At 43.5% G+C, this 26,426-nt stretch carries 24 protein-coding genes and 3 pseudogenes; 20 read left to right on the forward strand and 7 right to left on the reverse strand.

The genetic code is table 11. The features are described 5' to 3' along the window. Positions 1-27 precede the first annotated feature (27 nt). From PCC7418_RS03630 to PCC7418_RS03640, 3 genes are all read left to right on the forward strand, one after another. A complete protein-coding gene (locus tag PCC7418_RS03630) occupies positions 28-372 on the forward strand; it encodes a YbaB/EbfC family nucleoid-associated protein (protein WP_015224821.1) in 345 nt (114 codons plus the stop codon). Between the two features lie 293 nt (positions 373-665). Then, complete coding sequence (locus tag PCC7418_RS03635; RefSeq protein WP_015224822.1) at positions 666-2,567, forward strand: S9 family peptidase; 1,902 nt, start codon at positions 666-668, stop codon at positions 2,565-2,567. A 127-nt stretch (positions 2,568-2,694) separates the two neighbouring features. Next, positions 2,695-2,817: a photosystem II protein Y gene (locus PCC7418_RS03640; protein ID WP_015224823.1), complete on the forward strand. Its 123-nt coding sequence runs from the start codon at positions 2,695-2,697 to the stop codon at positions 2,815-2,817. 447 nt (positions 2,818-3,264) lie between these two features. Here the strand turns inward: PCC7418_RS03640 and PCC7418_RS03645 are convergent, their stop codons facing one another. Continuing rightward, positions 3,265-5,793, reverse strand: coding sequence for a mannose-1-phosphate guanyltransferase (locus PCC7418_RS03645; RefSeq protein WP_015224824.1), 2,529 nt, complete (start codon positions 5,791-5,793; stop codon positions 3,265-3,267). A 327-nt stretch (positions 5,794-6,120) separates the two neighbouring features. On the opposite strand from PCC7418_RS03645, the gene PCC7418_RS03650 reads away from it, so the two are divergent. From PCC7418_RS03650 to ribH, 9 genes are all read left to right on the forward strand, one after another. Beyond that, positions 6,121-6,339, forward strand: coding sequence for an NAD(P)H-quinone oxidoreductase subunit O (locus PCC7418_RS03650; RefSeq protein WP_015224825.1), 219 nt, complete (start codon positions 6,121-6,123; stop codon positions 6,337-6,339). 157 nt (positions 6,340-6,496) lie between these two features. Continuing rightward, positions 6,497-7,117, forward strand: coding sequence for a TenA family transcriptional activator (locus PCC7418_RS03655; protein WP_015224826.1), 621 nt, complete (start codon positions 6,497-6,499; stop codon positions 7,115-7,117). A 154-nt stretch (positions 7,118-7,271) separates the two neighbouring features. After that, entirely contained in the window at positions 7,272-8,471 is a 1,200-nt protein-coding gene (locus PCC7418_RS03660) for a glutathione S-transferase family protein (protein ID WP_015224827.1), read from the forward strand. 59 nt (positions 8,472-8,530) lie between these two features. After that, entirely contained in the window at positions 8,531-8,686 is a 156-nt protein-coding gene (locus tag PCC7418_RS03665) for a type II toxin-antitoxin system HicB family antitoxin (protein ID WP_315862145.1), read from the forward strand. A gap of 146 nt (positions 8,687-8,832) precedes the next feature. Further along, positions 8,833-9,243, forward strand: coding sequence for a hypothetical protein (locus PCC7418_RS03670; protein ID WP_015224828.1), 411 nt, complete (start codon positions 8,833-8,835; stop codon positions 9,241-9,243). A gap of 7 nt (positions 9,244-9,250) precedes the next feature. Next, positions 9,251-10,513, forward strand: a complete 1,263-nt coding sequence (locus PCC7418_RS03675) for a glutamate-5-semialdehyde dehydrogenase (RefSeq protein WP_015224829.1) — start codon at positions 9,251-9,253, stop codon at positions 10,511-10,513. An 85-nt stretch (positions 10,514-10,598) separates the two neighbouring features. After that, positions 10,599-11,639 (forward strand): class II fructose-bisphosphatase, encoded by a 1,041-nt coding sequence (gene glpX, locus PCC7418_RS03680; RefSeq protein WP_015224830.1) that lies wholly within the window; start codon positions 10,599-10,601, stop codon positions 11,637-11,639. A gap of 177 nt (positions 11,640-11,816) precedes the next feature. Further along, complete coding sequence (psbZ, locus tag PCC7418_RS03685) at positions 11,817-12,005, forward strand: photosystem II reaction center protein PsbZ (protein ID WP_015224831.1); 189 nt, start codon at positions 11,817-11,819, stop codon at positions 12,003-12,005. A gap of 123 nt (positions 12,006-12,128) precedes the next feature. Further along, positions 12,129-12,701 (forward strand): 6,7-dimethyl-8-ribityllumazine synthase, encoded by a 573-nt coding sequence (ribH, locus tag PCC7418_RS03690; protein ID WP_015224832.1) that lies wholly within the window; start codon positions 12,129-12,131, stop codon positions 12,699-12,701. A gap of 427 nt (positions 12,702-13,128) precedes the next feature. Here the strand turns inward: ribH and PCC7418_RS03695 are convergent, their stop codons facing one another. Together PCC7418_RS03695 and PCC7418_RS03700 are read right to left on the reverse strand one after the other, a co-directional pair. Then, positions 13,129-14,307, reverse strand: a complete 1,179-nt coding sequence (locus PCC7418_RS03695) for a TRC40/GET3/ArsA family transport-energizing ATPase (RefSeq protein ID WP_015224833.1) — start codon at positions 14,305-14,307, stop codon at positions 13,129-13,131. A 49-nt stretch (positions 14,308-14,356) separates the two neighbouring features. Then, entirely contained in the window at positions 14,357-14,734 is a 378-nt protein-coding gene (locus PCC7418_RS03700; RefSeq protein WP_015224834.1) for a DUF2358 domain-containing protein, read from the reverse strand. Between the two features lie 112 nt (positions 14,735-14,846). On the opposite strand from PCC7418_RS03700, the gene PCC7418_RS03705 reads away from it, so the two are divergent. Beyond that, positions 14,847-15,758, forward strand: a complete 912-nt coding sequence (locus PCC7418_RS03705) for an SPFH domain-containing protein (RefSeq protein WP_015224835.1) — start codon at positions 14,847-14,849, stop codon at positions 15,756-15,758. Here the strand turns inward: PCC7418_RS03705 and PCC7418_RS03710 are convergent, their stop codons facing one another. Together PCC7418_RS03710 and PCC7418_RS19255 are read right to left on the reverse strand one after the other, a co-directional pair. Continuing rightward, positions 15,759-16,823, reverse strand: a complete 1,065-nt coding sequence (locus tag PCC7418_RS03710) for an agmatinase family protein (RefSeq protein ID WP_015224836.1) — start codon at positions 16,821-16,823, stop codon at positions 15,759-15,761. A 34-nt stretch (positions 16,824-16,857) separates the two neighbouring features. Further along, positions 16,858-18,603, reverse strand: coding sequence for a serine/threonine-protein kinase (locus PCC7418_RS19255; protein WP_015224837.1), 1,746 nt, complete (start codon positions 18,601-18,603; stop codon positions 16,858-16,860). 232 nt (positions 18,604-18,835) lie between these two features. Between PCC7418_RS19255 and trmL the strand changes: the two genes are divergently transcribed. From trmL to PCC7418_RS20850, 5 genes and pseudogenes are all read left to right on the forward strand, one after another. Further along, on the forward strand, positions 18,836-19,297 hold the full coding sequence (trmL, locus tag PCC7418_RS03720; protein WP_015224838.1) for a tRNA (uridine(34)/cytosine(34)/5-carboxymethylaminomethyluridine(34)-2'-O)-methyltransferase TrmL: 462 nt from the start codon (positions 18,836-18,838) through the stop codon (positions 19,295-19,297). A 682-nt stretch (positions 19,298-19,979) separates the two neighbouring features. Then, a pseudogene (locus PCC7418_RS21295) lies at positions 19,980-20,135 on the forward strand (LysM peptidoglycan-binding domain-containing protein); the annotation flags it as partial. A gap of 384 nt (positions 20,136-20,519) precedes the next feature. Further along, positions 20,520-21,020: pseudogene (locus PCC7418_RS21300) on the forward strand (M23 family metallopeptidase); the annotation flags it as partial. 110 nt (positions 21,021-21,130) lie between these two features. After that, positions 21,131-21,514: pseudogene (locus PCC7418_RS20845) on the forward strand (ribonuclease H); the annotation flags it as partial. A 246-nt stretch (positions 21,515-21,760) separates the two neighbouring features. Then, positions 21,761-21,982: a hypothetical protein gene (locus PCC7418_RS20850; protein WP_396275483.1), complete on the forward strand. Its 222-nt coding sequence runs from the start codon at positions 21,761-21,763 to the stop codon at positions 21,980-21,982. Here PCC7418_RS20850 and cruG read toward each other — a convergent pair. Together cruG and cruF are read right to left on the reverse strand one after the other, a co-directional pair. After that, on the reverse strand, positions 21,979-23,166 hold the full coding sequence (gene cruG / locus PCC7418_RS03735) for a 2'-O-glycosyltransferase CruG (protein ID WP_015224841.1): 1,188 nt from the start codon (positions 23,164-23,166) through the stop codon (positions 21,979-21,981). The genes PCC7418_RS20850 and cruG overlap by 4 nt on opposite strands. Before the next feature lie 154 nt (positions 23,167-23,320). Beyond that, a complete protein-coding gene (cruF, locus tag PCC7418_RS03740; RefSeq protein WP_015224842.1) occupies positions 23,321-24,238 on the reverse strand; it encodes a gamma-carotene 1'-hydroxylase CruF in 918 nt (305 codons plus the stop codon). A 488-nt stretch (positions 24,239-24,726) separates the two neighbouring features. Between cruF and PCC7418_RS03745 the strand changes: the two genes are divergently transcribed. Next, positions 24,727-25,914, forward strand: coding sequence for a GNAT family N-acetyltransferase (locus PCC7418_RS03745; protein ID WP_015224843.1), 1,188 nt, complete (start codon positions 24,727-24,729; stop codon positions 25,912-25,914). Beyond that, on the forward strand, positions 25,911-26,381 hold the full coding sequence (ruvX, locus tag PCC7418_RS03750; RefSeq protein WP_015224844.1) for a Holliday junction resolvase RuvX: 471 nt from the start codon (positions 25,911-25,913) through the stop codon (positions 26,379-26,381). Before PCC7418_RS03745 ends, ruvX begins: the two co-directional genes overlap by 4 nt. Positions 26,382-26,426 lie beyond the last annotated feature (45 nt).

Consider the following 26,426-nt stretch of genomic DNA (forward strand, 5'->3'; position numbering starts at 1 on the left):
CATTATCGAGACGAAGGTTTATTCATCATGACAGAAGGAAAAGGTTTTGGCTTTGGCTTAGGTAAAATGAAAGAATTACGAGATGCCTTTGCGAAAGCACAACAAGTTCAACAAGGTGCTCAAGAACTCCAAGAGGAATTGGAGCAAATGAATATTGAAGGGCAAAGCAGTGACGGTTCAGTGAAAGTTGTGATGAGTGGGAACCAAGAACCCCGTAGTGTTGAAATTTCTCCAGAAGCTGCGGAGAAAGGCGCTGAAGCTCTCTCAGCATCAGTGACAGAAGCACTTAAAGATGCTTACACCAAATCCACTGACACCATGAGAGAAAAAATGGAAGCCTTAACCAGTGGCTTACAACTCCCTGGGATGTAATTAGTGATCGGAGAGTGTTGGAAAGGCAGATCAAATGTGATCTAATGTTTTGATTACTTTTTGACGCTCTCGCCTCAATTGACTAATGATCGACTCATTGCACTGAGAGAAAATGAATCAGACAACAGCCATGTCTTTACAAGAAGAAACTGATAAACAGTTTTCAGGTTAGCTTGATAGCCTTCTTGTCTTCTTTTGAGCATCCCGCCATTATGTGACAGGATAATCCCTACCCGAATCAGCAACACGATCGCGCTTTTAGATAAGATGGAAGGGCAGTATTGTAAAGTTTTATGACAGCAACAACCACTCCTTCCACTCAAACCCAACTCCCACCTTTAATTCCCCGTTCCTTATTATTTGGCAACCCGAAACGGGCGCGTCCCCGTCTTTCTCCTGATGCGAAATACATGGCGTATATTGCACCGGATGAGAAAGATGTTTTGCAAGTCTGGGTGCGTACCATTGGGGAAAGCGATGACCGACAAGTGACTCAAGATAAAAAACGGGGGATTCGTGCCTATTTTTGGACATATAAACCCGATCAACTGATTTATCTTCAAGATTCCGATGGCGATGAAAACTTCCACCTCTACGCGGTTGATCTCGCCAAGAATATTGTCCGCGATTTAACACCCTTCCAAGGGGTAAAAGCGCAACCGATTGATCTCGATCCAGAAACCCCTGATGAAGTGTTAGTGGGCTTAAACCTGAATAATGCTCAAAAATTTGATGTGTATCGCATCAACTTAAATAACGGTGCAGTAGAATTTGATAGCGATAACCCTGGTAATATCGTCAGTTGGACGGCTGATGCCCAATTTCAAGTTCGTGCAGCCGTTGCAGCTACTTCAGACGGGGGATCAGATCTCCTTTATCGGGAAACCCCTGACCAAGACTGGGAACTGCTGCGCCATTGGAGTGCGGATGATGAAGGCGGTGCGCTGAGTTTTTCTAAGGATGGTAAAACCCTTTATATTTTAGGGTCACATGATGCAAATGCAGAACGGTTGCTATCTCTCAATTTAGAGAGTCGAGAAGAAACCGTTATCGCTGAGGATGAACAATATGATGTGGGCGATGTTCTGATTCACCCCACAAAACGTCATATTGAAGCGGTTTCTTTCTATAAAGATCAAGAAGAATGGCAAGTTTTAGACAGCGCGATCGCGCCAGATTTTGAAGTCTTGCGCCAACTGCGAGAAGGCGAGTTTGGCATTGCTAGCCGAGATTTAGCGGATCAAAACTGGCTGGTTGCTTATGCCACTGATGATGGTCCAGTTTATTACTATCACTATCATCGCGACACGCAAAAAGCAGACTTTCTCTTTACCAACCAACCCGAGTTAGAAGACCTCCCCTTAGCGAAAATGGAACCGGTTTCTTATCAAGCAAGGGATGGTTTAACGATTCATGGCTATTTAACCACCCCAGTGGGAATCGAAGCCAAACAGTTACCCACTGTGTTATACGTTCATGGGGGTCCCTGGGCGCGAGATACTTGGGGCTATCAACCGACAGTGCAATGGCTCGCCAACCGAGGTTATGCTGTTTTACAAGTCAACTTCCGCGGATCAACTGGCTATGGAAAAGACTTTCTCAATGCGGGTAATCGTGAATGGGGTGGTGCAATGCACAATGACCTCATTGATGCGGTGGAATGGTTAAAAGCAAAAGGCATTTCTGATCCGAATCGGATTGCGATTATGGGCGGATCTTACGGCGGTTATGCGACTCTAGCTGGGTTAACCTTTACCCCTGATGTCTTTGCTTGTGGCGTGGATATTGTTGGCCCGTCTAACTTGATTACACTGATTAATAGTGTTCCTCCTTACTGGAAACCGATGATGTCCATGTTTGCCCATCGGGTGGGAGACATTGAAACCGAAGAAGAGTTTTTACGGGCTTGTTCGCCTTTATTTTATGCGGATCGGATTCAAAAGCCCTTACTGATTGGTCAAGGGGCAAATGATCCCCGGGTGAAACAAGCGGAAAGTGAGCAAATTGTTGCAGAAATGCGAGAAAAAGGCAAGCCTGTGCAATATGCCCTTTATACCGATGAAGGACATGGTTTTGCTCGTCCTGAGAACCGAATGCACTTCTACGCGATCGCGGAAAACTTCTTAGCCGAATATCTAGACGGACGCGCGGAAGCCGTCGGGGAAATTGAAGGTCATTCTGGCATTGTCAGTTAAATTGGGCTTCCTGACCGCCTTCTCGTTGATTCTTCCCCACCTTTTGCCAAAATTTTCCCCTTGTCAGTTATTATGGTTATCAGAAGAATCATAAAAAAATCTTTAAAGCGAGAGGTGAAAATCAATTATGGACTGGCGAATTGTGATTGTGCTTTCTCCAATTATTTTGGCTGCAAGTTGGGCTTTGTTTAATATTGGTGCAGCAGCCATTAGACAAGCGCAGGACTTTCTGAATAACCAGAATGGTTAACTATCCTCAATAACCTTTGAGAAGTCGTTGTTTCTAGTACAGAGACAGCGACTTTTTATATGGTCACTGGTCATTAGTCATTGGTCATTGGTCATTAGTCATTAGTCATTAGTCATTAGTCATTTGTTATTTGTTATTCGTTCTTTGGTAATTGGTAATTGGTAACTGGTAACTGGTCACTGGTCACTGGTCACTGGTCACTGGTCACTGGTAACTGGTAACTGGTCACTGGTCATTAGTCATTAGTCATTAGTCATTAGTCATTAGTCATTTGTTATTCGTTCTTTGGTAATTGGTAATTGGTAATTGGTAATTGGTAACTGGTAACTGGTCACTGGTCACTGGTCACTGGTAACTGGTAACTGGTCACTGGTCACTGATAACTGATTACTGATTACTGATTACTGTTCCCCCTCCCACACCAAAAAGAGGGGGTCAACTTGAGAATTAGACGTTGATTGCTTCCACACCTTGTTCTTTGTCAATAAAATCTTGCACCCGTTGACGATATTCTCGCAAAGTATTATCGACCCACTCGCGATCGTCGCCATTGGCGAAAATATGAACTAAGGGTTCACCTGCATCAGGTAACACTAAAACCCAGTCATCGGTTTGCGGGTTAATCACTTTCACCCCATCAATCAGTTCTAACTGATCCGTGGGATGGGTTTCGACTAAATAGCGCATTAACGCCCCTTTCACCGTCCAAGGACAGCGCATGGTATAAGATTTATGACAGACGCGCGGTAATTCTGTGCGAATTTCTGCAAGCGACCGCTCTTGCACCGTCAACATTTCAATGAGTTTGGCAATACAGAACATAGCATCAAACCCAGGATGCAATTCTGGGAAGATAAAGCCCGTGTCACCACTTCCTCCTAAAACAACATTGGGGTTTTCTTGACAGGCTTCCATCAGCGCCGTGGGGCTTGCTTTCGTGCGAATGACTTTACCATCGTGACGGCGGACAATTTGTTCTACTGCACTAGACGCATGAACGGGGACAACAATCGTGCTACGAGGATGCGCGGTCATCATCATATTCACCATTAAAGCGGTTAGAATCTCACCACGAATTGATAAACCCGCTTCATCCACTAGAACCAACTGTTCACCATTTGCAGCCACTTGTACGCCCATATTGGCTTTCAGGGCTTCCACCACTTGACCGAGTTCATTGAGTAAGGTTTCTCGTTCCTCATTGGATAACGCCGTTTGGCTAAGACTCGCATTTAAGACAACCGCATCACAGCCAAATTTCCCTAGAAGTAGCGGTAACACTGCACCAGAAACGGCATAAGCATAATCAATCACGATTTTTGCGCGACTATTATTGACCGCTTCTACATTCAGGTGTTTCTCAAAGCTATGGCTATAAACATCTAAGACTTGGGCGGGATAGAACACTTCACCAATCTCGGGAATTTGCGCTCGTCGTAAATCTTCTTTGAAATACGCTCCCTCAATTTTCTTCTCTTTGGCTTTCGAGATATTAATTCCCTGTTCATCCACAAATTCAATCAGCAGATGATCATGGCGACTGGGATGTAAGCGCACATGAATCCCACCCACAACTGACATTGTAGGAATTGTGGTGCGAGTAATCGGAATCGCTGAGGCTTCTAAATTTTGCACATTCACCCCTGTTGACATTAACCCAGACACCAGCGATCGCGTGACCATACGAGAAACACTGCGTTGATCGCGAGAGACACTCACCGTTGCGCCTGTTTTCAGGGTTGACCCATAAGCAGCCCCTAGCTTAACCGCAAATTCAGGGGTAATATCAATATTGGCAATGCCAGTAACCCCTTGCTGTCCAAATAAATTCCGTTGCGCCATGTTCCCCCAAATGAGGTTAATATTTAAAGTTGCCCCTGACTCAATTTGTTTGCTGGGCCAAACTCGTACCCCTTGACTAATTTGAGCCTCTTCGCCAACGGTACATAATGCGCCAAGAGTTACCCCCTCTTGAATGTGGGCGCGTCGGTCCACTCTCACGCCTCTAGAAATCGAACACGCCCAGATGTGTGCTTGTTCCCCAATAATCACCCCATTCCACAGAATGGGACTTTTGAGATCTGCTTCTGCGCCAACGGTTACGTTATCGCCAATGACGGTTCCTGCTTCAATATTCACTCTCGGTCCAATGCGACAATTACTCCCAATGAGAACAGGCGGTTGAATATTCGCACTGGGGTCAATGGTGGTATTTTCCCCCACCCAAAGCCCTGGCGATTTTTCCTCATAAGCAAAATCAATTTTTACTTTTTGGTGTAGCGCATCATATTGCGATTCGCGATAGGCTTCTAAATGACCCACGTCGCACCAATAATCGTCAGCAACATAACCATACATCGGTTCTCCTTTCTCTAGCAGCAAGGGGAACAAGTCTTTAGAGAAATCACATTCTTCATTTTTAGGGAGATACTGTAAAACTTCAGGTTCAAGAATATAAGTTCCTGTATTCACCGTGTCAGAAAAAATTTCACTACTGGATGGTTTTTCTAAAAAGCGTTGAATCCGATTTTCTTTATCTGTAATGACAACCCCAAACTCAACGGGGTTGGGAACTCGGGTTAAAACTAACGTTGCTTTCGATTGATTCTCTTTATGGAATTGGATGGCTTCAGAGAGGTCAAAATCAGTCATGCTATCCCCACTGATCACTACAAAAGTGTCATCGAGGAGTTCTTCAACATTTTTGACGCAGCCTGCTGTACCGAGGGGTTGGTCTTCTTCCACCGCATATTCCATTTGCACCCCAAAGTCGCTACCATCCCCGAAGTAGTCACGCATCACATCTGGGAGATAGTGTAAAGTGGCGATAATTTCACGAATATTGTGGCGTTTAAGTAAATTAACAATGTGTTCTGCCATTGGGCGGTTCAGAACCGGTACCATGGGCTTAGGCAGATCACAGGTTAGGGGTCGGAGTCGAGTTCCAGACCCACCAGCCATTAATACTGCACGCATAAAACCTCCTTGAGATTACGAACAAAGTTAAGGGAGTCGAGATGCAATGAATGTCTTCCGTTCCCTGCAGTTTGCTGATCAGCTTAAAAATGATATCTATTTAAAGTTGTTTTCTCATCTTCCTTGTGCAATATTTTCTCTGTTTACTGCTAATTGAGGAAAGTTTGAGACAGACGACAATTGATAATTCTTTTGGAGATTCGGCAGAACTGGGGAATCCCATAATATATATTCTAACTTTGGTCACTGATGAGGAACAAAATATGGCAGAATTAGTTAAAGAATTGTTGCAGTGTTTAAATCTTATTGATTGAGATTATTTAAGTTATGGCTGGAAAAGTTAAGAAAGGGGCTTTAGTCCGCGTTATTCGTGAAAAACTTGAGAATAGTTTAGAGGCAATGGCGAGCGATAATCGCTTTCCCTCTTATTTATTTGAAAGTAAAGGGGAAATCTTAGAAACAGAAGGGGATTACGCTTTTGTTAAGTTTTATGTGGCGACCCCAGGGATGTGGCTTCGTCTTGACCAGTTGGAAGTCGCCGAATAGTTGAAACTCTCACCCCTCTCGCTGAGGGGAGGTTACTAGTTATCCCTAAGGGCGAAGGGTCGTTCGCCCTCAGACCAGTTACCAAAGAACAAAAATTTAGACTGTACCTCATGAGAGTGAAAATGACTATATTCATAATTTGAGAGTTAAAAAAGTCATGAGTATCACTTGTCAGCAATTAATTGAACGTCATCCCGATAGCTGGGAACAAGCAACGGTTCATCCTTTTTTAGAAGCCTGCCAATCGGGAAAAATTAAACCGAAACAATTTAATACTTGGTTAGTTCAAGATTATCTTTTTGTTATTGAATTTACTCGTTTGTTAGCAAAAACTTTGGCGAATGCACCCCCAGAGCATTTTGATGTTTTCTTAGGGGGATTAACTGCAATTAAAGATGAATTAAATTGGTTTCAAATAAAAGCAAAAGAGCGCGATCTCGATTTAGAGACGGCAAAACAACAAACCTGTCAGGCTTATTGCGAGTATATGCAGAAAGTAGGAGAAATGTCTTATCCTGTGCAAGCAATGGTGATTTGGGCGATCGAGCTTGCTTATAATCAAGCCTGGCAAAAACCAGGACCAATGGTCGCGCCTTATGATGAATTTGCAGATCGTTGGGGGAATACTGATTTTACCGAGTATGTAAAACAGCTAGAAAAACAAGCGAATCAGGCGCTTTATGAAGCCGATCAAGAAACCCAAAAATATTTAGAATCAGCGTTTGTCAAAATTGCTAGTTTAGAAAAAGATTTCTGGCAAATGGCATATAACAATTAGTCATTGGTCATTAGTCATTGGTCATTAGTCATTAGTCATTAGTCATTAGTCATTGGTCATTAGTCATTAGTCATTGGTCATTAGTCATTGGTCATTAGTCATTGGTCATTAGTCATTGGTCATTGGCTGTTCTTTAAAGTAAAAGTTAAGTATTATGCAGGCACTGAGTTGGGAAGAATTAGAAAACCGTACAAATTTTGAAATTGATCGCGTTAATGGACCGACGAATGCACAATCTCGTTTACGCTTATTTGGGCGCGATGAATCGGAGGTTCGAGTGACGTTATACCGTGACCATCATGCTTGGTGTCCCTATTGTCAGAAAGTTTGGTTATGGTTAGAAGAAAAACAAGTTCCCTATCGTGTGGAAAAAGTCACGATGTTTTGCTATGGGGATAAAGAGCGTTGGTATAAGCAGATTGTTCCTTCAGGGATGTTACCTGCGTTAAAACTCGATGATCGTTTGCTTACTGAAAGTGATGATATTTTAAGCCAACTTGAGCAAACCTTCGGAACGCTGGGTTATAGTATGAACGATCGCGCCAGTATTGCCCTACGGAAGTTAGAACGACTGTTATTTCGGGCGTGGTGTAGTTGGTTATGTGTTCCTGCGCGATCGCGCCGTGAAGACCAGTATAACCGCCAACAGTTTACGGATGTGGTCTCCCAAGTTGAGGACGCGCTACAACAAACCCCGGGTCCTTATTTCCGAGACAGCTTTAGCATTATTGATCTTATCTTTACCCCGTTTCTGGAACGGATGAACGCCAGTTTATTCTATTACAAAGGGTACTCCCTACGAGAAGAAAACCCTCAACTGGGCTTATGGTTTGATGGGATGGAACAGCGATCCACCTATCGCGGAACGCAAAGTGATTTTCATACCCACGTTCATGATTTACCCCCACAGATGGGCGGTTGCTATGCTAACGATGAACCGCAAACAAAACTGAATCAAGCACGGGTGGATCAGGGACCTTGGCTAGGTTTACCTGATGTGATGTATCCTGAACCCGAAACCTCGCGAGAAGAAGCCTTACAACGGGTTTTAAAGCATCGAGAGAACTTGTTAAACGTGAATCCAGCCTCAGAAGACTTATTTGAGGAAGCCTTGCGCTGTGCGTTAACCAATTTGATTACTGGTGAAGTGTGTTCTCCCCCTGCTGGATCAGCATCTGCATTAAGATATTTGCGCGATCGCGTGAGTGTTCCTAGAGATATGTCGATTTATGCAGCCAAACGCTTACGAGAAGCCTTAGAAAACACCGCCAGCTTAGCTGGAGACGAACAAGGAACACCGATTCCAGTTCGACATCGGCGCGATCAAGATCCCGCGAATTTTGCAAAAGTTTGATCGCAGAGAAGAAAGACCAATGAAAGGTAATTGAGTGGTCACAAGAGGATCAATGCTATGTGGCTAGCTTACCTGATTTTTATATCATGCAACCTGGCACTCATGGAGATTCTTATCAAGAAACTATTGATAACGCCCAAGATGTCATCTATCTTTTAGAGGATATTTACGAGCAAAAACAGAAGCCTCTTCCACACACTGGGTTAGTTATTTAATTAATAGAGAGGAGAAAAAGCTTAAACTCAGATCGCACTCAAATGTTCCTTAACCTTTTTGCAACCGATGTGGCAATCAAGGGCTTATACCGCCTAAGATAAAATGAAACAGCAATCCACCCCAAGGTTGTAAGCCAGAAAGTGCCGTGCCAGTTTCCAAAGGTTTAAAAATTGACTTACACTCGGAATATCCCTGTCCTTGTCGGCGAGCGGGACATTTAAAGCCAATTCTGTTAACTGAAGCATTTGGCTGCGATCGCTGCCACCAAATTTTTGTCGTTCAAGATGATAATCACGAACTCGAACAGCTAGGAAGTGCTTACCCCTATAAACGCGCTTGGCGTTGGAATGGACAACGGTGGCTTGCAGTTCATTCTCGGCTCGGAGAAATTTATCTTCCCATTGCTTTAGGGCTGATTGTGGTACTCTTGGTGGTCTGGTTGCCTTTAACCTTACAGTCATCTTTTGAAGTAACGATTTTCTTTTGGGCGTTACTGGCTTTATTATTAGCATTATTACCCGCCTTAATGGTGTGGTTAGCCCATTGGCGTTCTTAGGGATCAAATGAAACGTGATGATAACGCTCGTAAGGCAAACTTGATTGAGACGGTGGTTACACAGTCTCACCAAGCCAGTGAACAGCTTGCGACCACGCAAGGAAGTCAACGTTCACAAGCAGTGGAAGCAATGGCGCAGTCCCTTAGTGCTTCCTTTGACGAGATTTTAGAAGCGAATACCCTCGATTTAGAAACCTGTCGGGAGATGGCGATTCCCGCGTTAATTTTGGAATGGCTGAAACTAACCCCTCAACGACTGGAAACCGCCATTAAAATCTTAGAACGGTTAGGGACGATCGCGGATCCGATTCAAAAGGTCAGCCACGCCCCTTATCCCCTCGATCCCGCCCAAACCTATTGTCAACGAATGCCGTTAGGAGTAATCACATTAATTTATGAAGCGTTTCCAGAACTAAGCGCGATCGCTGCGGGATTATGTGTCAAAACAGGCAACAGTTTAGTTTTGCGCGGGGGAAGCGAAGCGAGTCATTCCAATGAAACGATTGTCAACGCCTTGAATCAAGCCCTAGAGGAAACAAAACTTCCAGCGCACACCATCCAACTCCTTCCTTCCGATCAAGGCTGTTCCATACAAGAGTTAGTGCAACAAGAACCCTACACGAAATTAGTGATTCCCTATGGTCGCCCCAGTTTAGTGCAACAAACCGCCCGCACCGCCAATGTCCCGATTTTACGGACGGCAATTGGCAATTGTTATTTATACTGGTCAACCAGTGGCAGTGCCGAAAAAGTGAAAGATGTCATTGTTGACAGTCACGCCAGCGAACCTGATCCAGTGAATGCCATTGAGAAAGTATTGATTAACCGTAATATCAAAGCCTCAATTTTGATTAACCTGTTTCATGCGTTACAAGAAAAAGGCTTTGTCCTGCGGGGTGAAGACAGCTTGCTGGAAGAATACAGTCAGTATTTAACGCCCGTGCAAGAGCAAGAATGGTCAGAAAGCTATATTGATAAAATTGTTGCCTTTCGTTGGGTGGATGATATCAGCAGCGCGATCGCGTGGATTAATCGTCATAGTAGCGGTCACGCCGACTGTATCATCAGCCAATCTTATCGGGAAACGCGCCAGTTTGCCCAAACTATTGATAGTGCTTTAGTTTACGTCAATGCCTCCCCACGCTTCTTCCGCTATGCAGCTAATGGCGATAGTATTTTCTTAGGGATGTCGAATCAAAAAGGCTATCGGCGAGGATTAATCGGGTTAGAAAGCCTAACCACATTTAAGCAAGTGGTGCAAGGAAACTAAGTCTTTTCGGTGATCCCCACTTCTGATAGACTCAGAAACGAAGGAACCAAGACCGCAGCTTTAGCTACGCACGGGAGAAAAGAAATTGTTAGAAAAAACACTCGGTTTAGAAATTATTGAAGTTGTTGAACAAGCAGCGATCGCGTCCTCCCGTCTCATGGGGAAAGGACTGAAAGATGAAGCCGATCATCTCGCTGTTGAAGCCATGCGCGCTCGCATGAATGAAATTAATATGCGGGGTCGCATTGTCATTGGTGAAGGGGAAAGAGATGACGCACCCATGCTCTATATTGGCGAAGAAGTGGGAATTTGCACCCGCCCTGATGCCAAGGACTATTGTAACCCAGAAGAATTAATGGAAATTGACATTGCCGTTGATCCTTGTGAGGGAACTAACTTGGTTGCAAAAGGTCAAAATGGCTCGATGGCAGTTTTAGCGATTTCCGAAAAAGGCGGACTGTTTGCAGCCCCAGACTTTTACATGAAAAAACTAGCAGCCCCCCCAGCAGCCCGCAATCATGTCGATATTCGGAAAACACCCACGGAAAACCTCAACATTATTGCTGAGTGCTTAGATCGTACTGTGGAAGAACTCGTGGTTGTTGTCATGGATCGCTCTCGCCACGAAAGTTTAATTCAAGAAATTCGCGAAGCTGGTGCAAGAGTCCGTCTCATTGGAGATGGTGACGTTTCTGCTGCGCTATCTTGTGCGTTTGTGGGAACAAATATTCACGCTCTGATGGGCATTGGTGCAGCACCTGAAGGCGTTATTTCTGCTGCTGCTATGCGCTGCTTAGGGGGTCACTTCCAAGGACAACTGATTTATGACCCAGAAGTGGTTAAAACGGGTTTAATTGGGGAAAGTAAAGAAAGCAATATCGAGCGTCTCAAATCAATGGGAATTGAAGATCCCGACGCTGTTTATAATGCAGGAGACTTAGCCCGTGGCGAAACTGTTTTATTTGCAGCTTGTGGGATTACTCCAGGTACTTTAATGGAAGGGGTTCGCTTCTTCCACGGTGGCGCACGGACACAATCTTTAGTTGTTTCTAGTCAATCCATGACGGCGCGTTTTGTGGATACGGTTCACCTCTTTGAACAGCCCAAAATGATCCAATTACACTAAATCTTGTACCGCAATCCCCCCTTTAATTCCCCCCTTAATAAGGGGGGCTAGGGGGGATCGTCAGTTAATCTACTTTTTACAAATGAGATCATACTGCTATAAGATGTAAAATAATTGGTAAAAAGTCCCCTCTTTTTAATTTAAGTTAAATAAACTGCTATCTTGGGAGAATAAAAAATGACTATTTTGTTTCAACTCGCGCTTGGTGCGTTGGTATTTCTATCTTTTGTGATGGTAATTGGTGTTCCTGTTGCCTATGCCTCCCCCCAAAATTGGGAACAGTCTAAAAGTCTGATTTTTGTCGGCTCTGGTGCTTGGCTGGTTTTAGTGGTAGCAGTAGGTGTTTTAAACTTTTTTGTGGTTTGATAACCAGATTTCAAAGTTAGTCCCTTGCTGGATTATCACTCAGCACAACTCCTCGCTCCTTTTGGGTGGGGAGTTGTTTGCTCAGTGAACAAAGAACAAAGAACAAAGAACAAAGAACAAACAATGACAGTTTTTGAAGGTACATTTGCTAATACTTCCTCCTTACGTTTCGCGATCGTCATTGGGCGTTTTAATGACCTTGTGACGGAAAAACTCCTCGCTGGTTGTCAAGACTGCTTAAAGCGTCATGGTGTGGATGCTAATCCTCATGGGACACAAGTGGATTATGTTTGGGTGCCTGGAAGTTTTGAACTGCCGATGATGGCGCGACAAATGGCGTTAACTGGACGCTATGATGCGATTATTTGCCTTGGTGCAGTGATTCGAGGACAAACGGCTCATTTTGATTATGTGGCAAGTGAAGCAGCCAAAGGCATTGCTGCAACCAGCTTTCAAACGGGGGTTCCCGTTGTCTTTGGGGTAATTACCGCAGAAAATATGCAGCAAGCCCTAGAGCGGGCTGGCATTAAAAGTAACTTAGGCTGGGATTATGCGCTGAATGCTCTAGAAATGGGCAGCTTGATGCAGCAAGTCCAAAGCACACAACCCGATCAGCAAACCCAAGCCTTACCCCACTCCAATGACCAACCCTTAAATCCATCAGAAACGAAAGAACAAACTTATCTTACGTCCTGAGAAGATTCTCACTTCGCTCCGATCCATCATAATCTTTGATTTGATGGGTTGACGGGGCGTATAAACATCTGGGGAGACCCCAGATGACAGCTCCTCACGCTTTGCTCCGGTCATGAATCAGGACAGTTGTGGTATAACGAAAAATTGAGTTGGGCGGTAACTTAACAGTTTGTCCAATCATTTTCTGTACCGGTAGTCCATCGGGAATTAACGAGCAAGCCTGAATTGACAGGATGTCCAATTAAATTGGATGGAGATATGACTAACCGTTAGGTGGTCAGCCTGCTAACCCTCAATTTGAGTGGAGGAGAGTCTGAGTGATCAGGTTCTAGAATCTCCCATCATAATCTCTGATTTGATGGGAGAGGTTCAATCTTAACCAATGCTAATTGAGACGTTTCCGAGAACGTCTCAACAGCGACTTTTTTTAACTGGCAAAGCGAATTTTCAAGTAATCCTCGTCCATTTTTGCTCCTCGGGGTTGGAGTGCAGCTAAGGCTTGTGGCAATACTAAGTTCCGCCGATGGTTGCCAATGCGAATATTTAATTCATCTCCAGTTTTATTGAGTTGAATCTTATCCTTAGTAATTCCGGGCAGATATAACTCTAAACTGTAAGCCCCATCTTCTTGTTGTTTCACTTGAATGGTATTTTCTTGGTGATAAACTTGCGTCGGATCTTCCCCTTGATACAAAGTCTCTTTGAGTAATTCCAACGCCTCTAAACCACACATTTCAGAAGAAAACAAGGGGACTTCTTTCACTGGTAAAGGATGGAAGTTTTCATGGATCTCGTGGCGATAGACTTGCTGACTCTCTTTCCACTGTTTGAAAAACGGATCATTCACTTCATCGGGAATAATCCGATTGGCAACCACCATATCCGTTGCTACATTATAGAGACTGAGATAAGCATGAGCTCTTGCTGATTCTTTAATCACCATCTTTTCAGGATTGGTCACTAATCGTACGGATGTTTTCTGATTATCCGTTAAAACTTTTTCTAGGGCTTCAATTTCTTCGTAAAATTCATAAGGCGCGTCCATGACCTCTTCTGTCGGGAGAGAAAAGCCAGCAATGGGGCGGAAAATCGGTTCGACAATCGGACGTAATGCAGCAGACATTCCTCGAAAGGGCTTATAAAAGCGTCGCATATACCATCCCCCGACTTCTGGAATACTCAAAAGACGTAATGCCGTACCAGTGGGCGCAGAATCGACAATTAAAACATCATATTCCCCTTCATCGTAGTGCCGTTTCATGCGCACTAAGCCAAAAATTTCATCCATTCCTGGAAGAATCGCAAGTTCTTCCGCTTGCACCCCTTCTAAGCCTCTGGCTTGTAAGACTTCTGTGATATAGCGTTTGACAGCCCCCCAGTTGGCTTCTAACTCCATAAGGGCATCTAATTCTGCGCCATCAAGGTTTTCTCTCACCCGTGTCGGTTCATGGGTCATTTCTTGGTCAAAACTATCAGCAAGAGAGTGTGCTGGATCAGTGCTGAGAACCAAGGTTTTATAGCCTAACTTGGCACACTGTAATCCAGTTGCAGCAGCAACTGAGGTTTTCCCGACTCCACCCTTTCCAGTCATTAAAATGACGCGCATGGTTATCAAACTCCTTGTTGTTTAAAAAAAGTTTACATTATTCTCATTGTTACAAAGAAAAATGCTGTTTGATAACCTCCCAACGGGAACAATGCCAATAATCAATATGAGAGATAATTTTGTGATCAGCATTGACTTTTAATTCACTCCAACCAGGAATAGAGATGCGCGGTTGCCAAGGAAGGGGTGTTGTCCAGTTTAGTGTCCACTCAGTCTGGATGGTGTTGTCTTCTTGCCGAATATCATGGAGTTCGAGGTTGATGTCTTGAAACCAAGTGCTGATAAAGTCAATTAGAGATTGATAGCGTTGGAGTCCTCGAAACTCGGTTAAGGGATCTTTGAAATAAACGTCTTCGGCATAAATATCGTAGCTTTGGTTGGCGGGAAAGCGTTGGTAATCCGCTTGAATCGTTTCAATAAGCGTCATGAGTTATATAATTATTGTGATTAAAGACAAAATCAGAGCAATCGTTAATTACAGATCATCACTCTAGAGTAGGATAGGCTTTGCCCTAAATTAAATTTACTCTGACTAATTCATGTTTCAAATTTTATCTAGATTCAACTCTAGTGTTTCTCTGGTTGGTGGCGGAATCATTGCAGGACTAGCAATTATTGGTGTGTTGGGTGCAAACTCGGTTTATATTAATGATGAAACTGAACGCGCGATCGTCACCAATTCTGGAGAATATGTGAAAACCACAGGACCTGGAATGCACTGGAAAATTCCATTTCAACAAAGTTATCGTCAATATCCAGTGAAGATTAAATCCCTAGAATTACAAGGTGTTAGTACCTCCACAATTGATAATTATGCGATTAATGCTACGATTGTTGTCCTCTATCGACTTCCTGAAGAGGAATTAGAAAGTATTCATCGTAATGTCCCAGACTACCAAGCCAAAATGGAAGTTATTGCTACGAGTCGGTTTAAAAACGAACTGGGAAACATTAAGATGGATCAACTTGCCGATCAACGATCTGAAATTGAGAAAAAAGTTTATCAAAGCGTGAAGGAAGAAATTAGCCGTTTATTTGAGATTAATGTAGTTGATTTCACCATTCCCTATTATGGTTGGTCAGAGTCTTTTAAACAAGCAGCAAAACGAGAAGCCAAAGCGGAAACAGATTTAGAAGTTGCACGTCAAGAGACCAAACAAGCGAAAGTGGAAGCAGAACGCCAAAAAATTGAAGCGAAAGCGCAAGCAGAGGCAAAAATTGAAGCAGCAAGAGGAGAAGCAGAATCCAAACGATTAGCAGCAGATGCAGAAGCCCATTCGATTCGCGTGCGTGGAGAAGCAGAAGCAGAAGCCCTACAAGCGAAATCTCAAGCCCTGAGTGAAAATCCTCAACTGGTCGAGTTAGAAAAGGCAAAAAAATGGGATGGCAAACTCCCAGCAAATATGTATGGTCAAGCACCCATCCCCTTTCTGCAATCTGGCAATAATTAATCAGAAGCTCGTTGCGGATTGAGAAGCAAGCATAAAATTTGCTAGTTTATAAGCTAATCTCGCGCCGACATTAGCATCCCATTCGTCATCGGGATTATTCAAATCAGGTGAGACTTCACATAGATCAAAACCGATAATTGTTTTACCCGCTTTCACTACCCTTTCTATTAAATAGATTGCTTGATTAAAATCTAGCCCTCCTGGAACCGGTGTCCCCGTATGAGGACAAAACTCTGGACGCAACCCATCCACATCAAAACTAATATAAACTTGCTTCGGTAAACAATTAATAATTTCCTGACACTGATCAGCCCAAACATAACCTTGATATGCCTTTTCTTTTAATTCCCAGTCTGTAAACCATTGCACTCGCTGATCGGCTTTTGCTTGCTTTTTTTCCCCCTCAGAAAAATCTCGAATTCCTACCTGTATGAGATGAGAAATTGCAGAGAATTGCAAGGCGTTGTGCATAATCGAAGCATGAGAGTAAGTAAATCCTTCATAAGCATTTCTTAAATCAGCGTGAGCATCAATTTGTAAAATTCCATAGTGACTATACTTTTCGGTTAATGCTTTCATCAATCCCAAAGGAACACTATGATCGCCCCCAATCAGACCAATTAATTGATTTTGTTTGAGTAACGAAATTGTTTCTTCATAAACCCATTGGTTGAGTTGTTCGGAGCTATGATTGACCTCGTTTAAATCTTTTTCAATCTGTTGATCTTGATGATGACCGCCAGCTTCTTGGTAGTCAATAATTCGTTTCGCAATAATCCGTATTTTATCATTTTTAGCAAGGATGTCTGCATTAACGGGTAAAGTATAATGACCCATTTTCCATGCTTCAAATACATGATAATCTGTTGGTTCTAATTGCACAGAAGCATCAATAATTGCTTGCGACCCTCTCGCTGTTCCTTCACCATAAGAGGTGGTTACATCCCAAGGAACAGGAAAAAACACCATTTTTGCTTCTTCTAACAAAGTCGGAAATCCTAAAAATTGACCATTCGGTCGAGAAATATCATCAGGGTCTAAAGAATCTAAATAAAATTGTTTCATTAAATTTGAATACACGGAATCATAAGCGAAGAAATTAATGGGTTAGCGTCGGTTGTCCTTTCTCATAAAAAGGGCGGAGAGACTGGATAATTGCACCGACCACTTGGGTTAAACCTTCTTCTTGATTAAAATGTCTAGCAGTTTCATAGAGTCGGCTTTCTAGTTCTGATAAATTAGGAAACATTTGTATGATTTGTTTGAGCAAACTATCAAGCTGATGGCTCATCATTAATGACCAGTCTTGCTCACTAAATCCAATTTTATAATAGAGCATGGAAAAGAGTAAAATCTTAATACGAAGGGGGGTTGTGTAGCGAGTAATTTCGTAGCGTAGATCAAATAAACTGCAATGATTACCGTTTGCTTCTCCCCATGCTCCACCTGCGACAATTTGAGATGGAATTGAGGTGTCTTCTAAGCCAGCATCAGGTGAATCTGATTCCTGACAAACTTCTGTTTCATTTTTATATGATTGCTGAGAAACAATTAAGCTCTCTGATTCTTCTCTTTTTTTAAGGTTAGTCTGACCGCTAGAGGAGTTCGTTTGGTTTGCTCCTGCTCTTCTAATTTCGGTTACTTTTGAGGAAACATGATCTTCAGGCTCTTCTTCGGATAAGGGGTTTGATAAATCATAGAGCAAGGTAACTTCATTAATAATGAAATTGGCAACCAGTTGATATTTATCTTTTTTATTTAAAGTTTTCACCACATCGTTAATAGAATTTTTAAAGTCATTTATGCTTTTTTCCCGTTTCCAAAGTTCTTGAATCAAATATTTAGTCCGATATTTAGACAAAATTCTAGGGCTATTTTCCCAACGGTGTTTATAAGCACAGAAAAGTAATTTCTTGATCCGAGTAATTTCGGGATTTTGTTTCAAATTGCGAACAATTTTATCAAGAGTTGATCCCGTTTTCGTTTTTGCTCTTTTTTTGGGGGTTAATCCAGAAGGAAGTTTTTGAAAATAAGGACTTAAATCATGAATTACTTCCGGCACACTTTGATAACGATCGCGCGCATTCCATTTCACCATACCACTGAGAATCTCAGCAAAAACATCATCAATATTGACCAAATGTCGCCATAATAATTCTCCCGTTTGTGGATCATCATTGAGTCGCTTTGGAGAAACCCCCGTTAAGCCCTGAATCACAATTTTTCCTAAGGCATAAATATCACTATTATAGGAGGGTTTTCCTCCCTGCTGTTCCATGGGCATATAAGCAGGAGTCCCAATGGCAACAGTAAATCCAGATTCTTCGCGCTCTTGGTCATAAAGGGTCGTAATTTTTTTGACTGACCCAAAATCAATCAAAACCAGTTTCTGATCACTCTGACGGCGAATAATATTTTCGGGTTTTAAATCGCGGTGAATCACCTGATTTTCATGAATAAACTTTAAGACTTCAAGGGTATCTTCGAGAAAGAAAATTGCCTGTTCTTGACTCCAAATCTGACCGTCTTTCAGTTCTTTCGATAATAAATCACCTTCAATAAAATCTTGAACTAAATAAAACTGTTCATCTTCTTCAAAATGGGCTTTTAATTGAGGAATTTGCGGATGACTGCCAATACGAGCAAGAACCGAAGCCTCTAAATCGAATAGACGGCGTGCTGTCTGTAACATCCAAGGTTCTTTCACTTGAGGTTTGAGTTGTTTCACGACACACCACGGTTGCCCTGGAAAATCACAATCTTGAGCCAGAAAGGTTTGACCAAACCCTCCAACCCCCAGTTCCTTGAAGATATAGTATCGATTACGTAGCTTGGTTCCCAACATAGCTCTTTTGGATTCAATTTACACTAAAGTAATGAATGATTTCGTTCTAGCGTTGGCTTCTTGGCTTAGTGATCTCCCCTAAGCCCAACCCTGAGTGCTGCAAGGGCAGACCAAAAATTTTCCACTCTTATTAACCTCATCATAGTCTTTTCCATGATACCGATGACGGCATCTTAACATTTTAATAAACTTAAAAATTGTTATTTACATCACCTTAAAGGTCAATTTGATTATGTTGAAAGTTGTTTTATACGAACCTCAAATCCCTCCCAATACAGGGAACATTGCTCGCACCTGTGCTGCGACCAAAACCGAGTTACATCTTGTTGGTAAATTAGGCTTTGACATCAGCGATCGCGCTGTTAAGCGAGCCGGCTTAGATTATTGGCCCTATGTCGATTTACATCGGCATTCCGACTGGGCTAGCTTCATCACCGTGCAACATCAGCGAGGAGGACGGTTAATTGCATTTAGCGTCAAAGGAGAATCCTCTCATTTGAGTCAAACTTTCCGAGAAGAAGATTGGCTTTTATTTGGTCAGGAAAATAAGGGATTACCTCCAGAAATTATGGCAAGCTGTGACCAAATTTTACGCATTCCCATGCCACATCCTAAAGTTCGCAGTCTTAACCTCTCTGTCAGCGTTGCGATTGGTTTATATGAAGCCAAACGACAAATTGGCGAGTTGAGTTAGGTAATCGCGTTTTGTAGTCTCTTGAAAGACAAAATGAATGAGTGGTATTTCTATAAAATCTTCCATGGAACATCTTTAGCTGATTCCTGATTTCTGATGAAAGAAATTCCCCAACCATAAGGAACAACAGACAACCCAACTGAAATTCGTACTTGATGAGGGTGAAAATTGCTATATTTTTTGTGTAATTGATCAAGACAAATGATCATGATTCAAATCATTTTCTTCTTCATTAAATAAATTCAGCCAAAAAAGTCGAAAACAGTTTATTATGGGCTTGTGCTTCTCTAGAAGCTGAGCAGAAAAACTTATCAGACAGCATTATTCCTAGATCATCACCCCAGAAGAGTCGAGGATGCTGTTGCCAAATCGACCCCAAAACTAATTCCAGATAACTTTTATTCCCATGTTTAAGGCAGCGCAAAAGGAGGTTTTCTTGAAGTATTTACTCAATCGTATTCATGGCTTGTCCTCATCTTGGCTTGCTTCTCATGATCAAAATGAGCAACATCATTCCCTAGGAAGTTCTAGCCCATGGCAAGCTCAACAGGTCTCTAGACCCAGATTAATCAAAACCATGGCAACCCTAACCCTTCCCCTCCTAATGGTGTCTGGGCTTGCTGAACCGATCGCAGCTTGGGAAACGCCAACCACCATCACTCAACCCAAAAATCAAAAAGTGATGTCCCCTAGGCTCAGTCATCCACCAGTAATTAATTATCAAATTCAACGAGGGGATACACTATGGGAGCTCGCTCGGCAGTATAATTTATCCACTCAGGAAATTGCAGAATATAACGGGATAGAAGCGCAACAATTACTTCAAATTGGCGAGACCTTGCAAATCCCTGTGAATCAGAACTTAGCCCTACAATCCCCACAACTGTCTCCATTTTTAGGGGCTATTGGTGGTGCAATTGAGTCCAAAAATATGGTTTTAGATCCTTGGGCGGAAGGAAGCTCAATTCCTCCTGTCCCTCGTGTGATCAATCGCAGCCCAGTCTCGGTTAGTGACCAGAGTGAGACAACCTTATCAGAACTTCCCATTCAACAGTTTCTCGCTGATGTGAAACAACTACGAACCAACTATCAAAAACAGCCCTGGCAAACCGAAGACAGAACCAATATCGAGTGGAATGAAAATACTGCAAGCGATCAAGGAAAAGTGTTTTCTCCTGGGGAACCCTCTTCTCCACCTTCCTCTTCCAGTTCTCTTGCTACTGCTCCCATTAAAGTCGAATTTTATAACCCCTCTTTGTCTGCTCCCATTGGAGAAACAGTGAGCCCTAAACTTCCTCCTCTGTCTTCTCCAGAACAATATCTTCCCAATCGTCCTCAAAAATTTAATGGTTATATTTGGCCAGCAGAAGGCGTTTTCACCTCTGGATATGGAATGCGTTGGGGTCGAATGCATCAGGGAATTGATATTGCAGCACCGATTGGCACTCCCATTCTCGCTGCTGCCCCTGGAGAAGTGGTTGTTGCTGGTTGGAGTCGCGGTGGCTATGGTAATTTAGTGAAACTCAAGCATCCCGATGGGAGTTTAACCCTTTATGCCCATAACAATAAAGTTTTGGTGCGGAAAGGGCAGGAAGTGGATCAGGGACAACAAATTGCAGAAATGGGGAGTACCGGGCGCAGTACCGGACCCCATTTACATTTTGAAATTCATCCCCCAGGCAAAGGCGCAAGAAACCCCTTAGCTTATCTGCCGAAACGTTAATCTGGCATTCAATTGGGAAATTCGATGAGCTCTGTCCCCTTCGCTACCCATCAGGGCGTGGTCTCCCTCGATGGGACAAATTGTTTATTATTGATTGTTAAGTCTTGATCATGTCTCAACTCCCCGAAATTGATTGTATTTATACTGACGGCGCTTGTACGGGAAACCCAGGCCCTGGCGGGTGGGGCGCTGTCTTTTACTTTAAAAATGGTTCAGTATATGAAATCGGTGGCGCGGAGCCGGAAACGACCAATAATCGGATGGAAATGCAAGCAGCGATCGCGTCATTAGAGTTATTTCAAGCCAGTGAACAAAAAACACCGATTGTTCTCTACAGTGACAGTCAGTATCTGATTAAAGGTCTCACCCAATGGCTCAAAGGCTGGAAGAAAAAAGGCTGGAAAACGTCAACGGGCAAAGCTGTTTTAAATCAAGACCTGTGGACAACATTAGACCAACTGAATCACTCTCTTATTGAGTGGAAGCACGTGCGCGGTCACGAAGGAATTGCAGGGAATGAACGGTGCGACGCGATCGCGCGGACTTTTGCTGCTGGAAAACGTCCTCATTTAAAGAAAAATTTAGATTTTCCTCTTCCCGCTAACTCCGATACCGTAATGAGTGTTAACAAAACGATACAATCAGAAACGCCAGCACAAACACCGATCTCGGATGGAACAAATATGCAAGAACTAGAGGAACGGACAATCGAGGATTCTCGCCTGGTGCAAGGCGATCGGATGGAAGGACTGAATCATTTAATTGAATCCCTCAGAATTGCCGATGAAATTGCCGAAAAAGGCTATCTCATTAGTAGTTCTGAACTTGCGGATTTAATGAATGTTAACGCCAGCGCCGTTACCAGTAGAGGCAATCACTGGTCTTGGCGCAATTGGGTCGTTTCACGAGTTCGACGGGAGGGAAACCAAATTCTCTGGCAACTAGAACGAGCAGAAGGCTAATAAACTCGTCCTCGCCATTGTGTCGGACGTTGACTCGCCGAGAGAAAAATCCGTAGCACTGCTGCCAGATCAGCCAATGGAGAAAGCCAAAATAACCAAGATGCGGAAGTCGAGGTGCGATCATAAGATGGGGAAACGGCAAATAATAATCCCAAACGCATCAATAACAATCCTCCATTCCATCCCCCCATGAGGAGAAACATCAAGCTCGTTTCTCCCTTCAATAATCCGACCAGAAAGCCCATAAACAGGGGTAAAGGAAGAGCTTGTAACGCCAGTAATAACCACAGTTCCAACAACAAGAGACTGGGCGTAGAAGCATCCTTGAGATCAAGAGAACGTCCCCACTCTTGCCATGTTTCCCTCATTCCCTCATACATCCGAACTTTAATCACCTTTGCCCCATCTAAAAAGCCAACCCGATAGCCCTGACTCGCTGCATAACGAGCAAGGGTAACATCATCACAAAAAGAGCTTTTCGCTGCACTATAGCCTCCCAGTGTTGATAAAACCTCCCGACGGGCTAAAAAACACTGTCCATTTGCCATTACTCGCTCTGGCGGGTGAGGACGCACCCCAGCCACATCAAAGCGATAGAGTAACGTCATGAGGAGAGCCGGTTGTAACCACCATTCTCCTGCTGATTTCAGCTTAAATTGAGGGGATAAAGATAAAATCTCGTATCCTTCCGCCTCTGCTGTTGCAATCACCCCAGCAACTAAACCAGACTGAGGTTCTGTATCCGCATCAATCCCTAAAATCCAATCACTTTTTTCCGAACTTGCTAAAAAGCCATTATGAAGCGCCCAAGGACGACCCACCCAGTCGGGAGGTAAGGGATCATCGTTGAGTAAGCGGAATCGGGGGTCATGCTGTTGTGCTGTTTTGACTAACTCAGGCGTGCCATCAGTGGAATAGCTGTCCACAATTAAAATCTCTCGCACTTCATACCCTTGCTGAGTGAGTCCTTTTAAGCAGGGAGTAATCCGATCCGCTTCATTTAATGTCGGGACAACAATGCTAACCGTTCCCAACTGATCAGGAGTGCTGGGTTTGGGTTGGATGGGAGAAAGTCGTTTTGCTCCTTTGAGTAAACGAGAAAGAAGAATCAACGTTGCTGGAACTTGCAAGAGAACTAGTAAAAAGAGTCCTGCTAGCCCAGCGATTTCTAAATTAACTGTCATTAACGAATCATGCTACAAAATTGGACATTACTTGGCTATTGCCAAATAAAGTCATCATACCGTGTTGGCAGGGGGCAGAGGGTTAACCTCTAGTTTCAAGGTAGGGTGGGCAATGCCCACCCGACAAGGTATAGCTATTACCTTACCTGCAATTCTATAATTGAGCTACCGAGACAGGATTTTGTTCTTGTCCTTCTGCGGAAATCACTGTGTTATTACTCACGGTCGGTGTAAGCCAATACAGAAGTGAACAGGGAATAACGGCAAAAACTAAGCCCATGGCAACGGGAATCCAAATGCCACTGGCAAGGCTGAGAACCGCGCCAAAGAGAATATTAAAGAAATAAATGGCAAAGGGTAAGCCAAGGTGACGACGGACTAGACCTAGGGGTTGACTTCCCCAGAATAGATGAGCCGTGGTCATAAAAATCACCCCTGTCATGAACCAACCCGCAAAGTTTTGATAGGGCATTCCGAAGAAAGCTCCTGGTTGATCCCACACCCAGAAAGGAACATCCGTTTGACTCATGGCTGGATCGAGGACAAAATCCCAGAAGGTTAAGAGTAATGAACCGATCGCGATCGCGCCAACACTCCGCACCCAACTGGGTAAGGGACGACTTTCTAAACCGACACGAGCAATTAAATAAGTACAAAATCCGACATAGAACCAAGATAAAGGAATCGTAAACGGGACTAAATCCGCAATTTTATAGCCTAATCCACTTAAATAACGATATTCACCAAAGGGAAAGCCAGTGCTGGTTCCCAACAGTTCACTAGCTAAAGACAGGCTCACTGCAGGCACTAAAAATGTCAGTAAGCGTCTTGCTCCTAAAATTTGATAACCATAAAAGGCGACTGCACCCGCCCCAAGTAACATATAAACGACACCACCGCCCGCCATCGAGTAGCGAAAGGCAACTTGTCCAATCGGTGGCAGACTGGCAATGAATTCCCCATTGGGCAATACTAAGACTAAGCCAGCAATGCCAAACAGCATGGCAAGGATATGACCAATCAGCATTCCGGTCGCTGGGGAGAACCCGATGCCATATTGTTGTAATTTCATTAAATTTTCTTCCTTTTGTTGATACAACTTGTTAAATGATAAAGAGGTTTGGTTGCAAAAATAGCACTCAAGTTAAACTGAGGCTGATCGGCAAATATTAATTAATAGTTTACAAAAATTTACAAACAATGTTGCAAGTTGAGAAAAAATCTTTTCTTATTTGCCAATCAACGATTAGACTTTCTGATGGGTGGAAGCCCCTGCTTGCCGTTGAGCCTGAGTCAACCCCCCAAAATAAGGGACTGTAGCTCAGAGTAAAGTTTTTCTGCTTTCGGGTTCGGAGGCAAGTGGGGGAGAATCGGCAAAACCGTTAAGATCAAAGGAACTGTGTACAAAATAATCAGTCAACCCTGAGCCCTTCCTGAACGCCTGTGAGTCATTCTAGTCGGATGATCAGGCTCTCATCATTGGAAGACGCTTGTCCTGAATTGAGAGTTGGTGAGTGTTGGTCATCGCTAACGAAAAAACCTATTAAATAATAGATCAAAATGAATTTTATTCTTCCTGAAGAAAACAACATCACGATTCGCCCTGTCCAATATCGAGACCTAGGCGCGATCGAAAGTCTCGTCAGTAAGTCCGATGAACTTCATCATAGTGGTTCGGCATTGGCCTTAAGTCAAGACTTAGGGAATCTTCGCCAATGGTATAGTCCCCTCAAGCTCTTAAGTCTCTTTCCGAACCCAGCTCAACATCATTTTTCCTTCTATGTTGCCGAACAAGAGGAACAAGTTTTAGGAGCGATTAAAGTTTCTCCCACCAATAGTACCCGCACCACTTGGCAAGTCGAACACATTCTCGTCGATCCCGACTACCCCGTCGCTGGAAAGCGGATTGGGTCACAACTCTTACGATACTGCTTTGAAAGTATTTGGGAAGCTAGGACTTGGACTTTAGAAATTAATATTCATCATAAGAGCATTTTGAGCCTCTATCGGAGCAATGGCTTTCAACCGTTAGCTCAATTTACCTATTGGTCGATCGCGCCGGAAAAACTTCATGCTTTAGCGCAACATGAACCCAAACTGCCGAATTTACTCCCCGTGAATAACGCCGATGCCCAGTTGCTCTATCAGTTAGATACGGTTTCCATGCCTCCCTTGCTGCGTCAAGTCTTTGATCGGCACATTAACGACTTTAAACGGAACTTAATTGATCTGACCGTGGGTCGATTCCAACAATGGTTTGGGCAACAGCACATCCGACAAGGGTATGTTTTTGAACCGCAAAGAAAAGCAGCGATCGCGCATTTTCGATTGAACCAAACCCCACAAAATCAGCCTGATCAATGTCAACTCACTGTTCATCCCGCTTACACTTGGCTCTATCCTGAAATGCTCGCGAAAATTGCTCAATTCTTCTCCGAAGCAGAAAAACCGCAACTGCTTCTGGCTTCTGCAGACTATCAACCCGAGCGGGAAGAATACCTAGAAGAAATCGGCGCTGAACGAGTGGAACATACCCTGCTCTTATCTCGTTCTGTCTGGCATAAACTCCGAGAAGCCCCCTCATCTCTCGAACGGTTACAATTATCAGGGGTATTACAAGGCTTGCGTCCAGGTCGCGCTCCCATTCCCAGTCGGTTACCCTGGCTCAACTCATTTTCTGAAGAATCTAATCACGATCATCCCTCGCCATCGGATCATGCTCACCGAGAAGAGGAAGAAGACCATTGAAAACCAAACTCTCAGTTTTAGGACTCGATATTGGAAAAAAACGAATCGGAATTGCTGGGTGTGATGGAACGGGACTGATTGCAACGCCGATTATGACCCTTGAACGCACCGGCTTTACTGATGATGTGGAACAACTCATTGATTTAATTGCCAAACGAGAAGTCACCCTTTTAGTAATCGGAATGCCTTACGCTATGAATGGCGAACTGGGTCATCAGGGAAAACGCATTGAAAAATATGCCCAACGCTTACAAAAGGTTTTAAAACTTCCCATGGAGTATGTTGATGAACGGTTAAGCTCGATCGAAGCAGAAGCCCGACTCAAAACCAAGCGGGGGTTTTCACCGCGCCGAGATAAAGCTCAAATTGATGCTCATGCTGCTGCTATCATTCTCCAACAGTGGTTAAATCAACGTCGCACTCCCACTAACAATCAACTGAATCAGCAACCATCCAACATCGAATAATATATTCTAAAGTGCTATCATGGAAAGTCGCATTACTATGATTTG

It is taken from the genome of Halothece sp. PCC 7418, from assembly GCF_000317635.1.
Lineage (GTDB): Bacteria > Cyanobacteriota > Cyanobacteriia > Cyanobacteriales > Rubidibacteraceae > Halothece.

Coding starts and splice junctions, on each gene's coding strand:
- PCC7418_RS03630 (WP_015224821.1), top strand. CDS start 28: ATGACAGAAGGAAAAGGTTTTGGCTTTGGCTTAGGTAAAATGAAAGAA.
- PCC7418_RS03635 (WP_015224822.1), top strand. CDS start 666: ATGACAGCAACAACCACTCCTTCCACTCAAACCCAACTCCCACCTTTA.
- PCC7418_RS03640 (WP_015224823.1), top strand. CDS start 2,695: ATGGACTGGCGAATTGTGATTGTGCTTTCTCCAATTATTTTGGCTGCA.
- PCC7418_RS03645 (WP_015224824.1), bottom strand. CDS start 5,793: ATGCGTGCAGTATTAATGGCTGGTGGGTCTGGAACTCGACTCCGACCC.
- PCC7418_RS03650 (WP_015224825.1), top strand. CDS start 6,121: ATGGCTGGAAAAGTTAAGAAAGGGGCTTTAGTCCGCGTTATTCGTGAA.
- PCC7418_RS03655 (WP_015224826.1), top strand. CDS start 6,497: ATGAGTATCACTTGTCAGCAATTAATTGAACGTCATCCCGATAGCTGG.
- PCC7418_RS03660 (WP_015224827.1), top strand. CDS start 7,272: ATGCAGGCACTGAGTTGGGAAGAATTAGAAAACCGTACAAATTTTGAA.
- PCC7418_RS03675 (WP_015224829.1), top strand. CDS start 9,251: ATGAAACGTGATGATAACGCTCGTAAGGCAAACTTGATTGAGACGGTG.
- psbZ (WP_015224831.1), top strand. CDS start 11,817: ATGACTATTTTGTTTCAACTCGCGCTTGGTGCGTTGGTATTTCTATCT.
- ribH (WP_015224832.1), top strand. CDS start 12,129: ATGACAGTTTTTGAAGGTACATTTGCTAATACTTCCTCCTTACGTTTC.
- PCC7418_RS03695 (WP_015224833.1), bottom strand. CDS start 14,307: ATGCGCGTCATTTTAATGACTGGAAAGGGTGGAGTCGGGAAAACCTCA.
- PCC7418_RS03700 (WP_015224834.1), bottom strand. CDS start 14,734: ATGACGCTTATTGAAACGATTCAAGCGGATTACCAACGCTTTCCCGCC.
- PCC7418_RS03705 (WP_015224835.1), top strand. CDS start 14,847: ATGTTTCAAATTTTATCTAGATTCAACTCTAGTGTTTCTCTGGTTGGT.
- PCC7418_RS03710 (WP_015224836.1), bottom strand. CDS start 16,823: ATGAAACAATTTTATTTAGATTCTTTAGACCCTGATGATATTTCTCGA.
- PCC7418_RS19255 (WP_015224837.1), bottom strand. CDS start 18,603: ATGTTGGGAACCAAGCTACGTAATCGATACTATATCTTCAAGGAACTG.
- trmL (WP_015224838.1), top strand. CDS start 18,836: ATGTTGAAAGTTGTTTTATACGAACCTCAAATCCCTCCCAATACAGGG.
- PCC7418_RS20850 (WP_396275483.1), top strand. CDS start 21,761: ATGGAAGGACTGAATCATTTAATTGAATCCCTCAGAATTGCCGATGAA.
- cruG (WP_015224841.1), bottom strand. CDS start 23,166: ATGACAGTTAATTTAGAAATCGCTGGGCTAGCAGGACTCTTTTTACTA.
- cruF (WP_015224842.1), bottom strand. CDS start 24,238: ATGAAATTACAACAATATGGCATCGGGTTCTCCCCAGCGACCGGAATG.
- PCC7418_RS03745 (WP_015224843.1), top strand. CDS start 24,727: ATGAATTTTATTCTTCCTGAAGAAAACAACATCACGATTCGCCCTGTC.